The sequence below is a fragment of the Rhodococcus rhodochrous genome, from assembly GCF_900187265.1.
In the GTDB taxonomy this organism is placed as follows: domain Bacteria; phylum Actinomycetota; class Actinomycetes; order Mycobacteriales; family Mycobacteriaceae; genus Rhodococcus; species Rhodococcus rhodochrous.
On the sequence record NZ_LT906450.1, the window covers coordinates 844234 to 857113 of the forward strand.

Annotated in this window: 12 protein-coding genes and 1 pseudogene; 6 read left to right on the forward strand and 7 right to left on the reverse strand. The window is 68.5% G+C overall.

All coding sequences use genetic code 11. The features are described 5' to 3' along the window. Position 1: 1 nt before the first annotated feature. From cydD to CKW34_RS03910, 3 genes and pseudogenes are all read left to right on the forward strand, one after another. Entirely contained in the window at positions 2–1714 is a 1713-nt protein-coding gene (gene cydD, locus CKW34_RS03900) for a thiol reductant ABC exporter subunit CydD (protein WP_059384263.1), read from the forward strand. Beyond that, on the forward strand, positions 1711–3378 hold the full coding sequence (gene cydC / locus CKW34_RS03905; protein WP_059384262.1) for a thiol reductant ABC exporter subunit CydC: 1668 nt from the start codon (positions 1711–1713) through the stop codon (positions 3376–3378). The genes cydD and cydC overlap by 4 nt, the downstream gene beginning before the upstream one ends. Positions 3379–3674: 296 nt before the next feature. Next, positions 3675–5467: pseudogene (locus CKW34_RS03910) on the forward strand (BCCT family transporter). 75 nt (positions 5468–5542) lie between these two features. On the opposite strand, the gene CKW34_RS03915 reads toward CKW34_RS03910, so the two are convergent. The 7 genes from CKW34_RS03915 to CKW34_RS03945 all read right to left on the reverse strand — a co-directional run bounded on the left by CKW34_RS03915 (position 5543) and on the right by CKW34_RS03945 (position 9556). After that, complete coding sequence (locus tag CKW34_RS03915) at positions 5543–6205, reverse strand: heme-binding beta-barrel domain-containing protein (RefSeq protein ID WP_059384261.1); 663 nt, start codon at positions 6203–6205, stop codon at positions 5543–5545. A gap of 184 nt (positions 6206–6389) precedes the next feature. Then, positions 6390–6695, reverse strand: coding sequence for a DUF1416 domain-containing protein (locus CKW34_RS03925; RefSeq protein WP_006551801.1), 306 nt, complete (start codon positions 6693–6695; stop codon positions 6390–6392). A 2-nt stretch (positions 6696–6697) separates the two neighbouring features. Next, positions 6698–7534 (reverse strand): sulfurtransferase, encoded by an 837-nt coding sequence (locus CKW34_RS03930; RefSeq protein ID WP_059384260.1) that lies wholly within the window; start codon positions 7532–7534, stop codon positions 6698–6700. Positions 7535–7639: 105 nt separating this feature from the next. Next, positions 7640–8104: a DUF4395 domain-containing protein gene (locus CKW34_RS03935; RefSeq protein WP_059384259.1), complete on the reverse strand. Its 465-nt coding sequence runs from the start codon at positions 8102–8104 to the stop codon at positions 7640–7642. 118 nt (positions 8105–8222) lie between these two features. Further along, positions 8223–8285, reverse strand: a complete 63-nt coding sequence (locus CKW34_RS24885) for a putative leader peptide (RefSeq protein ID WP_350247722.1) — start codon at positions 8283–8285, stop codon at positions 8223–8225. 66 nt (positions 8286–8351) lie between these two features. After that, positions 8352–8777, reverse strand: a complete 426-nt coding sequence (locus CKW34_RS03940; protein ID WP_059384258.1) for a thioredoxin family protein — start codon at positions 8775–8777, stop codon at positions 8352–8354. Beyond that, positions 8774–9556, reverse strand: a complete 783-nt coding sequence (locus CKW34_RS03945; RefSeq protein WP_080968406.1) for an LmeA family phospholipid-binding protein — start codon at positions 9554–9556, stop codon at positions 8774–8776. The genes CKW34_RS03940 and CKW34_RS03945 overlap by 4 nt, the downstream gene beginning before the upstream one ends. Before the next feature lie 165 nt (positions 9557–9721). Between CKW34_RS03945 and CKW34_RS03950 the strand changes: the two genes are divergently transcribed. The 3 genes from CKW34_RS03950 to pstS all read left to right on the forward strand — a co-directional run bounded on the left by CKW34_RS03950 (position 9722) and on the right by pstS (position 12843). Next, positions 9722–10531 carry a winged helix-turn-helix transcriptional regulator gene (locus CKW34_RS03950; protein WP_059384257.1) on the forward strand — a complete coding sequence of 270 codons (810 nt, stop codon included), beginning with the start codon at positions 9722–9724 and terminating at the stop codon, positions 10529–10531. Further along, on the forward strand, positions 10528–11439 hold the full coding sequence (mshD, locus tag CKW34_RS03955) for a mycothiol synthase (protein WP_059384256.1): 912 nt from the start codon (positions 10528–10530) through the stop codon (positions 11437–11439). The genes CKW34_RS03950 and mshD overlap by 4 nt, the downstream gene beginning before the upstream one ends. A 279-nt stretch (positions 11440–11718) precedes the next feature. Then, complete coding sequence (pstS, locus tag CKW34_RS03960; protein ID WP_059384255.1) at positions 11719–12843, forward strand: phosphate ABC transporter substrate-binding protein PstS; 1125 nt, start codon at positions 11719–11721, stop codon at positions 12841–12843. Positions 12844–12880 lie beyond the last annotated feature (37 nt).

A 12880-nucleotide genomic window follows, 5' to 3' on the forward strand; every position in this document is an offset into this window, starting at 1 on the left:
CATGACGCAGTCCGCCGCCCCCGCCGACGCGCCCGCGCGCCGGCGGGGTCCGGTGGACCCGCGGTTGTGGCGCTACTCGGCCGCAGCCCGCGGATATCTCGTCCTGACCGTGGTCACGTCGGTGGTCGACGTCGTGATGGTCGTCGTCACCGCACTCATGATCGGACGGGTCCTCGCGGGCGTCATCACCACCGACGCCCGGTCCGTCGGCGACCGGACGACCGAACTGGCGATCCTAGCGGCGGCGATCGTCGTGCGGGTCGCGGTGACGTGGCTGCAGTCGCGGTATGCGCACCGGTCCGCGACCCGCGTGGTCGCCGAACTCGAACACGAGGTCCTCGATTCCGCGGCGAATCTGCCCCCGCGCGAACTCGACCCGCGACGCGACGAGATCGCGGTGGTTCTCACCCGCGGACTCGACGGGCTGAAGGAATATCTCACCGGCTATCTGCCGGCGCTGCTGCTGGCCGTGATCCTCACCCCGGTGACGATCGTCGTGATCGCCCTGCACGACCTCACCTCGGCGGTCATCGTCGTGATCACGCTGCCGCTCATCCCGATCTTCATGATCCTCATCGGCCTGCTCACCAAGGGCAAGGCCGACCGCACCCTGCGCGCGATGACGACACTGTCGTCGCAACTGCTCGACCTCCTCGCGGGTCTTCCCACGCTGCGCGCCCTCGGTCGTGAGAAGGGGCCCGCCGATCGCGTGCGCGAACTCGGCGACGAGCACCGCGCGACCACGATGTCGGCCCTGCGCGTGGCGTTCCTGTCCGGCACGGTCCTCGAATTCCTCGCGACGCTGTCCGTCGCCCTCGTCGCCGTGAGCATCGGCATGCGGCTCGTCTACGGGTCGATGCCCCTCGAGGCCGGCATCATCGCGTTGATCCTCGCGCCCGAGGCCTACCTCCCGCTGCGCACCGTCGGCAACAAGTTCCACGCCGCCGAGGACGGGATGGCGGCAGCCGACAAGGCGTTCGCCGTGCTCGACTCGGTGCCGGACGACGCCTCCTCGCGTCACGCCCCCACGGACGCGATCGGCACCGGCCGGGTCGCGAACTGCGAGATCGCCTTCGACGGCGTCTCCGTGCCCGGCCGCGACGGCTGCGCCCCACACCGGCTCGACGCGATCTGCCGTCCCGGCCGGATCACCGCGTTCACCGGCGCCAACGGGGCCGGCAAATCCACCGCCCTGCTGGCGCTGCTCGGGCTCGCCGAGCCGAGTGAGGGGACCGTCACCGTCGACGGACGTCCCGTCGCGGGCGACGAGAACTGGTGGTCGCAGGTTGCGTGGCTTCCGCAGCGGCCGGTGCTGCTGCCCGGCACGCTCGCCGACAACCTGCGACTCACCGGTGTCGACCCGGAGACCACCGAACTCGACGACGTCTGCGCCGCCACCGGCTTCGACAGCGTGCTCGCCGAACTTCCGGACGGCTGGCGGACCGTCGTGGGGACCGGAGGCACGGGCCTGTCGCTCGGCCAACGTCAGCGACTGGCGCTCACCCGCACCCTCGCCTCCCCGCGCCCGGTCCTGCTGCTCGACGAACCCACGGCCCACCTCGACGAGGACACCGAGGCCACCGTCCTGTCCACGCTGCGCGGGCTCGCCGCGGCCGGCCGCACCGTGGTGGTCGTCGCGCATCGCTCCACCCTGCTCGCCATCGCGGACGAGGTCGTCACCGTCCACGCAGGGCCGACGGAGGTGTCCCGATGAAGGATCTGCGCCGGGCGATGGCCCTGCTCGAACTCGAGCCGCGCCGAGTGCTGCTCGCCGTCCTCGCCGGAGTCGCGACCCTCGGCAGTGCCCTGCTGCTCGCCGGTCTCTCGGCGTGGCTGATCGTGCGGGCATGGGAGATGCCGCCCGTCCTGGACCTGACCGTCGCGGTCGTCGCGGTGCGGGCGCTGGGCATCTCCCGCGGGTTGTTCCGCTACTTCGAACGACTCGCAACGCACGAGACCGCGCTGCGCGGCACCACCTCGGCCCGCGCGAATCTCTACCGGCGACTCGCGGACGGCGACCCGGCCGCCACCCTGGGCCTGGGACGCGGCGACCTGCTCGCGCGCACCGGTGCCGACGTCGACGCTCTCGGCGACGTCGTGGTGCGCGCACTCGTGCCCATCGCCGTCGCGGCCGTGCTCTCCCTCGCGGCGGTCGTGACCCTCACCGTCATCGCTCCCGCCGCCGGCGTGGTCCTCGCCGCGGCGCTGCTCGTCGCCGGACTGCTCGCACCGTGGCTGTCCGCCCGCGCCGCGGCCCGCGCGGACGCCGATGCGAACGCCGCACGGACCCGGTTCACCGAGGACGCGGTCACGGTGCTGGACCACGCGGCGGAACTGCGGGTCGCGGGACGGCTCGACACACTCACCCGGCGGGCCCGCGCCGCGAACGTCGCCTCCGTCCGTGCCACCGACCGCTCTGCGGTCCCCGCGGCGTTCGCCGACGCGGCCGCACCCCTCGCGGTCGGCGCGAGTGTGCTCGGTGCCCTCCTCGTCGGTATCGCCGTCTTCGGCTCCGGTCCGGCGGCCATGAGCCCGACGACACTCGGCATCCTCGTCCTGCTGCCGCTGTCGGCGTTCGAGGCCACCGCCGTCCTCCCGGCAGCCGCGCAGACCCTCAATCGCGCACGCCTGGCGGCCGGTCGCATCACGGAGATGCTCGACCGCGCCGACAGGACGGTGCCGCACGGCACCGAACCGGCCGACGGACCCGGCCGGCTACGTGCGGTGGGTCTGCGAGGCGGATGGCCCGGCGGACCGTCCACTGAACCGGTCGACCTCGACCTGCGGCCGGGCTGTCGCGTCGCGATCGTGGGCGGCAGCGGCAGCGGCAAGACCACCGTGCTCATGACGCTCGCGGGCCTGCTCGCCCCACGCGGAGGCGCAGTGACGCTCGACGATGTCGACCTCGCGGACATCGATCCCGCGGCCCTGCGCCGGAAGATCGGCTTCTTCGCGGAGGACGCCCACCTGTTCGACACGTCGATCCTCGAGAACCTGCGTGTCGCGCGGGGCGACGTGGACGAGGGCGAAGCACTGGCCGCCCTCGGCACCGTGGGGCTGGGGGAGTGGGTGGACGGACTCCCGAAGGGAGTCCACACCGTCCTGGGGGCCGGAGCCCGCACGGTCTCCGGTGGGCAGCGCCGTCGCCTCCTGCTGGCCCGGGCTCTGCTGTCGCCCGCACGGATCCTGCTGCTCGACGAACCCACGGAACATCTCGACGACGAGAGCGCCGACCTGATGCAGCGACTCCTCCTGGACCGCGACGCACGCTTGGTCGGCCCCGAGCGCACCGTCGTGGTGGTCACCCACCGTCTGCCCGCGGATACCGCCGCCGACCTGGTCGTTCGCGTCGAGAAAAATGCGTTGCCCGCCTCGTGAACGAAGCGTAGTTTCGCTGGTACACGAGGAAGGAGGTGGTCTGGAAGTGATTGATATTCGGACGCGTGAGGTGGCTACCCGCTAGCTGCTTGCCGACGACGGAATTCACCGACCGCGCGCGGCTGGCGAATCCCAGGTAGTCACCCGGCCCCCGAGTCCCCGGTCCGTCCGATCGGGACCGCCGACTGCGGAGCGATCCGTGCGGTGGTGCGGCTCGGGGGCTGTTCGCATTTCGGGCAAGATCGGCGTTTCGGGTGTGCAAGTTCGTCCGTTTTGGGTACACCGGTTTGGTGCCGATACTTCAAAAAGCTCACGATTCGTTAAGATTGCGCACGTCACCGGGCGTTTTCTTCTCTTCTGCGCTCATCGCGCTGCTCTTCGTCGTACTCACGATCCTGTTCACCGACGGCGTCGATTCGATCTTCAGTACCGCGTCCAACTGGATCATGACGAACCTCGGATGGTTCTACATCCTGGGCGTCACGACCTTCCTGCTCTTCCTCGTCGGAATCGCCTTCACTCATTACGGTCGGGTCCGGCTCGGCGGTGACGACGAGCGACCCGAGCACTCGACTCTGGCGTGGTTCGCCATGTTGTTCGCCGCCGGTATCGGCACGATCCTCATGTTCTGGGTGTCGCCGAGCCGATCTCCCACTTCGCGAACCCGCCCATGCAGGACGTCGAGCCGGAGTCCGTGGAGGCCGCGGAAGAGGCCATGGGCTTCGCGCTCTACCACTTCGGACTGCACACCTGGACGATCTTCGCCCTGCCCGGCCTGGGCTTCGGTTACTTCATCTACAAGCGGCACCTGCCGCCGCGCGTCAGCTCGATCTTCGCGCCCCTGCTCGGGGGCCGCATCTACGGCCCGATCGGCAAGACCATCGACGTCGTCGCGATCATCGGCACGGTTTTCGGTGTCGCGACCTCGGTCGGCCTGGGCACCCTGCAGATCAACGCCGGTCTCGCGCAGCTGTTCGACATCCAGGAATCCGGGGTCGTCCAGATCGCCCTCATCGCGCTCGTGACGGTGATGGCCGGCATCTCGGTCGCCCTCGGTCTCGACAAGGGCATCAAACGCCTGTCGAACATCAACATCGGCATGGCCGTCATGCTGCTGGTCTTCGTGGTCGTCACCGGACCGAGTCTGTTCCTGCTCAAGGGCATGATCGAGTCTGCCGGGATCTACGCCGAGGCCCTGCCGCGTCTAGCGTTCTGGAACGACACCTTCGCCGACTCGGGCTGGCAGAACACTTGGACCGTCTTCTACTGGGCGTGGACCATCACCTGGTCGCCCTTCGTCGGTATCTTCATCGCTCGCATCTCGCGAGGCCGCACCATCCGCGAGTTCGTCGGCGGTGTCCTCGGTCTGCCCGTGCTGTTCTCGGTGATCTGGTTCAGCATCTTCGGGATGGGCTCGTTCCACATCGAGCTCGAGGGCGAGGGTGGACTCGTCGAACGTGTCGTGGACGCCGGCGACATCCCGGGTGCCTTGTTCGAGTTCCTCGGCAACTTCCCGCTCACCGGCCTGGTGTCCGGCATCGCGATCATCCTGGTGGTGATCTTCTTCGTCACCTCGGTGGACTCGACGTCGATGGTGCTCGACATGATGGCCTCCGGGCACGAGGAGAAGGCGCCCATCCACCAGCGCCTGTTCTGGGCGGTGCTCATGGGCCTGGTCGCAGCGACCATGCTCGTCGCTACCGGTAAGGACGGGCTCGACGCCCTGCAACAGGTCATCACCGTGGTGGGCCTGCCGTTCTTCGTGATGGGCTTCATCATGATGTACAGCCTGGTACGCGGCATCCGCGAGGACCTAGGCGAGCGGCCGGAACCGGTCACCCGCCAGTGGCCCGAGGTGCGATCGGCCGAGGAACTCGAGGCGGCCGAGGAACTGCCCGCTCCCGAGGTCGTCGTCCAGACCAGGGCCATCCCCGACGAGAACGAGAACGAGAACGCCGCCGAGGATGCCGAAGACGTCGGCGTCCACCGGGTCCATGCCGGCGAACCCGATGCGCTCCGTGCACGAGGCGACGGTGAGCATGCCGACAAGAAGAGCACCACCGGCACGACGGTCGTCGAGGAGAACTGAGAAAAACGGTCCGGGTCTGTTCCTCCACAGGGGAACAGACCTGGACCGTTCGAATCTCGGAAGAAAGAGGCTCGGTCAGCCGATGTGGCGTGACAGACGGGCAGACATCCGGGGCTTCAGTTCGCCGTCGGCGGTGACGCGCTCCTCGACGTAGGCGAGGTCGCCGCCGTCGACGATGCCGTAGAGGCGCTTGGCGCCACCGACGACCTCACCGGACTTGGTGCGGATCACGACGTCGGTCGCGAGCTCCCACGAGGACTGGGTGAGTGCGGTGCCGTAGTACAGCTCGACGACGCCGGAGCTGTGCGTCAGCAGCAGTTCGAGCGTCTCGGGATCGTCGCTGTCGGGCGCGCCCGTTCCGGACACGCGCCAGAAGCCGCTCTCGCGCCGATCCTCGCCCACGTATTCACCCGAGTCGTCGAGACGCCACGTGCGCGACTCCCACACCAGATACGCGCCGCCGTTGTGCGCGACGGTGATCTGCTGACCGAACGGATAGTCGCCGGTCTCGGGATCGTTGGCCTCACCCTCGCCGCGCCACACACCGACCAAGGGAAGGACGGCGAGCAGGGCAGGACTCAGGTCGGGGCCGAGCCGCAGGTTCGCGGTGTCCTCGGCGCCCGGCAGCCCGGCCAGGACGGGAAGGTTCAGCTCGGCGGTGACGCGAGCGCGCTCGGCGGCCCGGGCTATCGCCTCGTCGCCGCTACGCCGCTGGGCGTCCGATCCGTCGTTCGTCACGATCCGTCGGAGACCACGCGGTAGATGGTGTACAGCGCGAACCAGGTGATGAGGAGCGCCGCGGCGACCAGCAGAATTTCGAAGAAGATGACCACGCGGTCATTCTAGACAACGTCTTTTCGGGTACGACGAAGGGCTCCGCTCCTGATGGAGCAGAGCCCTTCGACGAGGTGTTCCGGCCGGATTACTTCGCGACCGTCACGTCCACGTTGTGCACGCCGGGAGCGGTGGGGCTCACGGTGGAGGTGCCGTTGCCGGAGCTCGACAGGGCGCGGATCTTCCAGTCGCCGGGGGCGGCGAAGAAACGGAAGTCGCCGGTCGCGGAGGCGACGACCTCGGCGGTGAACTCGTCGGTGCCGTCGAGCAGGCGCACGAAGGCACCGCCCACGGGCTCACCGTCGGCGTTCAGGACACGGCCGGTGATGACCGTCTCCTTCTCGGTGTCGACGCCGGCGGGCAGGGTCTGGGTCTGGACAGGGGCTCCGCACATGATCAGTTGACCTCCAGTTCGATGGGTGCACCGACGAGCGAGCCGTACTCGACCCAGCTGCCGTCGTAGTTCTTGACGTTCTTCTTGCCGAGGATCTCCTGGAGCACGAACCAGGTGTGGCTCGAGCGCTCACCGATACGGCAGTAGGCGATGGTCTCCTTGCTGTCGTCGAAGCCCTTCTCGGCGTACAGCTTCTCGAGGTCCTCGTCCGACTTGAAGGTGCCGTCCTCGTTGGCGGTGGTGCTCCACGGGATGTTGATGGCACCGGGGACGTGGCCGCGCTGCTGCGCCTGCTCCTGCGGCAGGTGCGCCGGGGCGAGGATCCTGCCGGAGAACTCGTCGGGCGAACGCACGTCGACGATGTTCTTGGTGCCGATCGATTCGATGACCTCGTCGCGGAAGGCGCGGATGGAGTAGTCGGGCTCGGCGGCCTTGTACTCGGTGGCCGGACGGGTGACCTCGTCCTTCGACAGCGGACGGCCGTCGAGCTCCCACTTCTTGCGGCCGCCGTCGATGAGCTTGACGTCCTGGTGGCCGTAGAGCTTGAAGTACCAGTAGGCGTAGGCGGCGAACCAGTTGTTGTTGCCGCCGTAGAGCACGACCGTGTCGTCGTTGGCGATGCCCTTGCGCGAGAGGAGCTCGGAGAACTGCTCACGGTTCAGGAAGTCGCGGCGGACGGCGTCCTGCAGGTCCTTGCGCCAGTCGAGCTTGACGGCACCTTCGATGTGGCCGCCGTCGTAGGCGGAGGTGTCCTCGTCGACCTCGACGAAGACGGTCTTCGGCGCATTGAGGTTCTGCTCTGCCCAGTCGGCGGAGACCAGGACGTCGGAGCGAGCCATGGGTGTTCCTTTCGGTGAGGGAATCCGGGAGGTTTCCGTGACCGGAACCCGTGCGAGGGTCCGTGCCAGGGTGAGGTGTGGGATGTCGAGTTCGGTGACCGCCGGTCAGGCGGGCACGCGACGCATTCGAGCGACCAGCGGGTAGATCCGGCAGCCGAGACACACGCCGAAGGCGGCGTTGAGCAGCGCCGCGAACAGCGCGAAGCCTGCGGCCACCGAGCCCACGACGATCGCGCCGGCGAAGAACGCGACCGTTCCGACGAGGGCGAAGACGAATCCGACGAGCTGCGCGAACCGCAGCGGCTCCACCGGCTCGGTCTCGATCGGAGCACCGAGGCGGGGAGCGACGAACCTCGCGAACAGCGCACCGTACGGGCTGCGTCGCGGGCCGAGTGCCGCTCCGAGAGCGAACACGATCGTCTGCAGGGCCAGGATCACGGCCGCTGCGACGGGAGAGAAGGTGGCGACGACCAGGGCGAGGACGAGGACGCCGGTGGTGATCCACGCCGCGAAACGCGGGCCACGGACGTCGACCTGCCGACCGGACGTGCGGGGAGTGGATACGGACATGGGGAATCTCCTGCTGGATTCTGATTCGCTGGGCGGAGGGTGTTCAAACGACCGCGGGGCGACGCATCGGTTCGGCGGCATCGATGCCGCAGGGGTCGGGACGAACCCGTCGATACGTTCAGCAGGGACAACAACAGCCACCGAGGCGGCACAGATCGACTGCGCGGCGTCGGGTGAGCATCAGCTCGTGGCGGTTCTGCACGCGAGGGAGTTTAACGCACGTCACCTCGGGGGTGGACCCCCGGGATCACAACGACGACAGGGCTGTGCGCAGATCGTCGGCGGACGGAACGCCGGACGCGCGGAACCGTTCGCGCCCCTCGCCGTCGAAGACGAAGGTGGTGGGCAGCGACAGCACTCCGAGTTTCCGTGCCAGGACGGGATTTTCGTCGAGATCCAGCTCGACCTCGCGTGCCCGACCAGGATCGCGGTCGAGAACCTGCACGACGACGCGTCGCACGGCCGCGCACGGTCCGCACCACGGCGCGGAGAAATGCAGGACCACCGGTATGCCGTCGCCGACACCCGCCGTGGCCAGTGCGGGATTGAGTTCGTGGGTGCCCACCGAGGCGTCGTCGCCGGTGGTGCGGAGCTTGCCGGAACGGGTGCGCAGGGCCGTTCCCACCGCCAGTGTGGCGACTATCACGACCATGAGGACGATCACTGCGATCATGCGGGCGTCTGCACTTCCTGGAGATCGATGACGGCGTCACGGGCCTCGCCCTCGATGACTATCCGCGAACCCCGCGCCTCGACGAAGGTGGGGCGGACGCCGAAGGGTAGATTCTGCGGCTCGATCGTCGTCGTGAACAGTCCGAGTACCGCCGGCTTCAGGACGTCGGGAACCGAGAAGTCGGCGCGTCCCTCGGGGCCGAAGTAGAGATCCGACGCGACGATGTGGACGCGGTCGCCGTCGAGCACCAGATCGGCCTGCACGCTGACCGTCGCCTCCACCGGCCCGACGGGCACCGTTCCCGTGAGGACGACCCCGCCGGCGGTCGTCGGCCCGGAGCCGCCGGACCCTCCCGTGCCGTCGGACTTGCTCGCCGGGGGAGCGGAAACCTGCAGGTCGGGGATGCCGTAGAGCTGTCCGAGCTCGGTGGCGTCGAGCATGACGCGGCCGTACAGCAGGTCGACGGGGACCGACCGGATCGACCCGTCGAGCAGCTCACCGGCCTCGGCGTGCGCACCGATCAGATTGGCCTCGACCGTGATGTCCCCGAGCAGATCGGTGTGGACGTTGTCGGCCACGATCTCGACGTTCTCGTAGTGACCGTCGCGGGCCTGCAGGAGGAAGGGGAAGCCGTGGATGGTCACCGCCGGATCGGACTCGAGAACGCCACCCTCCCGCAACGCACGCGAGACGCGGTATTCCGACCACGCCGCCGCGCCGAAGTCGGCGAGGACCGCGAGTCCGAGCAGGACTACGAGACCGAAGATCAGTTTGCGCACGCCCACCATTGTGTCGGACGCGCCGTCGGTCGGACCGCGCCCGTCCGCTCCGATGCCGTCCACGGAATTCTCGTGCTTACATAGCGGTAACAATCGGGGCGTTACTCTGTTGCACGACGTTTACGACCCTTATCCGCGCTGGTCGCGCGAAGAACTGGAGGCCCAGTGGAGCTGCTCCTTCTGACCTCCGACCCGAATCCGGATGCGGTCCTGCCGTCCTTGGCGCTGCTCCCGCATTCGGTCAGGCCGGCTCCTACAGAAGTATCGTCGCTGCTCGAAGCAGGTTCGGCGGATATCGCCATCGTCGATGCCCGCTCCGATCTCGCGGCCGCGCGAGGACTGTGTCGACTGCTCGGCAGCACCGGGTCGGCAGTGCCCGTCGTCGCCGTGCTCACCGAAGGCGGACTCGTGGCCGTCAACCCCGAATGGGGACTCGACGACATCCTGCTGTCCAGCACCGGACCGGCCGAGCTCGACGCGCGCCTGCGCCTGCTCATGGGCCGCTCGGGTGTCGCGGTGGGGCCGGAGAACACCGGCAAGATCACCCTCGGGGAACTCACGATCGACGAGGGCACCTACACCGCCCGCCTGCGCGGACGTCCCCTCGACCTCACCTACAAGGAGTTCGAACTCCTCAAGTACCTCGCCCAGCACGCCGGCCGGGTGTTCACCCGCGCCCAGCTGCTGCAGGAGGTCTGGGGTTACGACTTCTTCGGTGGTACCCGCACCGTCGACGTCCACGTCCGACGCCTGCGCGCGAAGCTCGGCCCCGAGCACGAAGCACTCATCGGAACGGTCCGCAACGTCGGTTACAAGGCCGTGCGTCCCTCCAACCGCGTGGGCAAGGGTGGCAATGCCACTCCCGATGTCGACGACGACGATGTGGACGACGCACTCCTCGACGACCCTCGTGCGGAGGATTCCGGCACGGGTGACCCGGGCGCAGGGGAGTCCGGGGCACAATTCGTTCCGTGAGCACCGATACGGAATTCGTCGACCACCCGTCCGCCGACCACGCCGAAGCCGTACGCGCCGTGTTGTCGCGGGCGACGCAGACCGACGGCACCGCGCCGATCTCCGAACAGGCGGTGCACTCCCTCGGACGCGAGGGTGCGGCCCGGCATCTCGTCGCGTTCGGAGACGACGGTGAGGTTGCGGGTTACGCGAACGTCGTGCCTGCTCAGGATGGTCATCCGGCAATGGCCGAAGTCGTCGTCGACCCGCCGCGGCGCGGGCACGGACTCGGTCGCGAACTCGTCGATCGTGCACTCACCGAAGGTGGCGACGGCACCCGCGTGTGGGCGCACGGCGACCTGCCCGCCGCGCAGGCGGTCGCGCGCCGTCTCGGCCTGACCGGTGTCCGTGAACTCCTCCAGTTGCGTCGTTCCCTCGAACAGGACGATCTTCCCGCCCTCGAGGTCCCCGACTCGGTGCTGCTGCGCACCTACGGCGGCCCGCAGGACGACGCCGAGCTGCTCCGCGTCAACGCCGCGGCCTTCGAGTGGCACCCCGAGCAGGGTCGTTGGACGGCCGCCGACGTGGAGGAACGCCGCCGCGAGTCCTGGTTCGATCCCGAAGGCCTGTTCCTTGCATTCGATCCCGCCGAGCCCGAGAAGTTGCTCGGATTCCACTGGACCAAGGTGCACCCGGCCACGGCGTCCGACCCGCAGCTCGGCGAGGTCTACGTCGTGGGTATCGACCCCTCCGCGCAGGGCCGCGGACTCGGTCGCCTGCTCACCCTCGCGGGCCTGCACTACCTGCGCGATCGGGGTCTGCCCGGTGTCCTGCTCTACGTCGAGGGCGACAACACCGCGGCGTTGAACACCTACGGCAAGCTCGGCTTCGAGCGGTTCCACGTGGACGTCGCCTACGCCCGGGTCTGAACACCTGCGATCGCCGGGTGGACGAACCGCGTGAGGGGTGCACCCTGCCATCCGACACGTCGATCGCGGTCAGGATTCGAGTGATGGTCGCAACACCATCGCCAGGTGTATCCGGCGTGTTCATCCGCCGTTAACCTTCGGTCGTCCGAGCGTCCACCGTCTCCTCCTAACTTCACTAGCGGGTCGAGTACTGCAGACCCGGCGCCGGGCGTCGCCCGCGCCACGAGGCCGCCGCCGTCCGCGCGGCGGTCGTGTGAAGTACTTCTCGGAGGAGAACAGGTGAACTTCAAGCGCAACGGCGCCCTGCTCGGCGTGGTGACCGCCGCAGCTCTCACACTCTCGGCGTGCGGTACCGACGACAATTCCGGCTCGGTCGACGTCGACGCGTCCGCCTCCGCCGCGACATGCGACGGCAAGTCCACCCTGTCGGGTGCGGGCTCCTCGGCCCAGAAGAACGCGATGGACCAGTTCGTCTCCACCTACATCGCGGTGTGCTCCGAGAAGGGCACGAACGTCAACGTCGCGTACAACCCCACCGGCTCCGGTGACGGCCGCACGCAGTTCATCGCGAACCAGATCGACTTCGCCGGCTCCGACTCGGCCATCGAGGACGAGCAGGCGGCACAGGCCGCCGAGCGTTGCGCCGGCAATCCCGCATGGAACCTGCCGCTGGTTTTCGGCCCGGTGGCCCTGGCCTACAACGTCGAGGGTGTCGGCGATCTCGTGCTGGACGCCGAGACGGCCGCGAAGATCTTCAACGGCTCGATCACGAAGTGGAACGACCCGGCCATCGCCGCACTCAACGAGGGTGCCCCGCTGCCCGACGCGGACATCACCCCGATCGTGCGTTCGGACTCGTCGGGCACCACCGACAACTTCCAGCAGTACCTCGAGACCGCGTCGAACGGCGCCTGGACCTCGGGTGCCGGTTCGGACTTCACCGGCGGGGTCGGTGAGGGCGCGAAGGGATCCGCGGGTGTCGCGCAGGCCGTCGCCGGCTCGCCGAACTCCATCACCTACGTCGAGAAGTCCTTCGCCGACCAGAACAACCTGAGCATCGCGAAGATCGACAACGGCTCCGGCCCCGTCGAGCTGACCGAGGAGACCGCAGGTAAGGCCATCGAGGGTGCCGAGTTCGTCCCGGCCTCCGAAGGCGATCTCACGCTCGACCTGTCGTCGATCTTCGGCAGCTCCGAGGAGGGTGCCTACCCGCTGGTGCTGGCCACCTACGAGATCGTGTGCTCGGGCGGCTACGACGCCGACACCGCCGCGGCCGTCAAGTCGTTCCTGATCTCCGCCGCCAACGAGGGTCAGGAAGGCCTGTCCGAGCAGGGCTACGTCCCGCTGCCGGACGCCTTCAAGACCCGCCTCACCGAGTCGATCGACGCCATCGCCGCCGGATGACCCGCCGATCCCTCGGCCGGGTGAGTGACCGAGGGAT

Coding starts and splice junctions, on each gene's coding strand:
- cydD (WP_059384263.1), top strand. CDS start 2: ATGACGCAGTCCGCCGCCCCCGCCGACGCGCCCGCGCGCCGGCGGGGT.
- cydC (WP_059384262.1), top strand. CDS start 1,711: ATGAAGGATCTGCGCCGGGCGATGGCCCTGCTCGAACTCGAGCCGCGC.
- CKW34_RS03925 (WP_006551801.1), bottom strand. CDS start 6,695: ATGTGCGGAGCCCCTGTCCAGACCCAGACCCTGCCCGCCGGCGTCGAC.
- CKW34_RS03930 (WP_059384260.1), bottom strand. CDS start 7,534: ATGGCTCGCTCCGACGTCCTGGTCTCCGCCGACTGGGCAGAGCAGAAC.
- CKW34_RS03935 (WP_059384259.1), bottom strand. CDS start 8,104: ATGTCCGTATCCACTCCCCGCACGTCCGGTCGGCAGGTCGACGTCCGT.
- CKW34_RS03940 (WP_059384258.1), bottom strand. CDS start 8,777: ATGATCGCAGTGATCGTCCTCATGGTCGTGATAGTCGCCACACTGGCG.